Source organism: Olivibacter ginsenosidimutans (genome assembly GCF_039542865.1).
Classification (GTDB): Bacteria; Bacteroidota; Bacteroidia; order Sphingobacteriales; family Sphingobacteriaceae; genus Olivibacter; species Olivibacter ginsenosidimutans.
In genome coordinates this window covers 1-1,376 of the sequence record NZ_BAABIQ010000014.1, presented here as the reverse complement: position 1 = coordinate 1,376, position 1,376 = coordinate 1, and the positions used below count along the sequence as shown (strand labels likewise).

Here is a 1,376-nt window from a genome sequence, read left to right as displayed (position 1 = left end):
CATTGTTGTCCGGTTAAATTCCCAATGTTCTTACAAAACATGCTTGGTTTCACTTGATCGCTGTTTTTCTGTTTAATGTCGATAGCATGGTCATGTCTGAAAGATATTTAACTGATTTCGATCTCCCAATGTTAACTTATTCCAGTCCACGTTAGGATTATCCAGGAACTTAAAGAGATGGATATAAGTTAAAGCATGGTTCCTGATAAAGGATGCCAGGTTGGAAAATGCCCATCTATGTTCTGTCCTTCCTTTAATCACCAGCAGGATGAGCTGGGCGATCAGCGATACCCAGATCTGGATCTCGATGGCGTTCTGCGATTCCCCGAGAAAATATTTAAGGGGAAAGTTCTGTTTGAGCCTTTTGAACAGCGATTCTATCTGCCACCGCTGCCGGTAAATATCGGCAATGGCTGTCGCCTCCAGCTCGAAATTGTTGGAGAGGAACTCATAGATTCTGTCATTTGCATGATCATAATAGTATACCCTGCGCAACAATAAAGGGCTGCCCTTTACATCTATGCTGATCACCCCGTCCTCCATTACACGGTCTGCATCCCTTTGGTGGACAGCAAATGGCTCTAAGGATTCATAAACAGCGTTCTCCTTCTGGCGTGTCACAAAGAAGACGCCTTCCATATCCCAGCTGGCGTATCGGGCATAATCAACATAGCCCTTGTCAAATACCACGAAGGACCCTTTTTTTAGCTCCAGTTCCTTCAGGAATACATGGTCATGGGTGGCTGCCGATGAAAAACGTACCAGCGAAGGCACATCCTCCCGGGAATGGATCATGGTATGCACCTTGATGCCCCCTTTCTTTTTCCCTTCTTTCGGGTTACGCCCAACTCCCCTGAGCACATCGCTGAAAAGGCTTATCGTGGTAGAATCCACAATATACAGGTCTTCCACCGGTAAATTACTTTTCCGGCTGTCCGGTAAAAACGAACGGTAGCGCCTGTAGAGCTTTTGGTAGATCTTGGCGAAGACATCGCTGCTCCGCTTGCTGTTGGCCTCGGCAAAAGTGCTCCTACGGGGAAAGTCCTTCAGTCCCAGATGGCCGATACGACCCTGGCAGGCCAGAAACAGGCCTGAAATCTCCCGCAATGAACTACATCCGCTTATTACTGTCATTAACATCGTTACCAGGTGATCATAGGTGCGGAACTTTTTATAGTACCTGTCGCTTCCCGCTTTTTTGGCTGTCCGGTTAATTTCTTCCCTGTCCAAAAATTTTATCAGTTGACTCACCAGCGGCTGTCCGCTGAAATAATTACTTTTGTTCATACTTTTTTGTGTCGTAACTCAAAAGTATAAATCTCGGAGCAGTTCGATTAATTTCTACTGCTCCTTTTTATTTTTCCCGGACACTAGTG

1 protein-coding gene is annotated in these 1,376 nt (G+C 45.9%); it reads right to left on the bottom strand.

All coding sequences use genetic code 11. From position 1 onward, the window contains the following. Positions 1 to 90 precede the first annotated feature (90 nt). Positions 91 to 1,287 (bottom strand): IS4 family transposase, encoded by a 1,197-nt coding sequence (locus tag ABD930_RS08700; RefSeq protein WP_345231335.1) that lies wholly within the window; start codon positions 1,285 to 1,287, stop codon positions 91 to 93. Between the last annotated feature and the right edge of the window lie 89 nt (positions 1,288 to 1,376).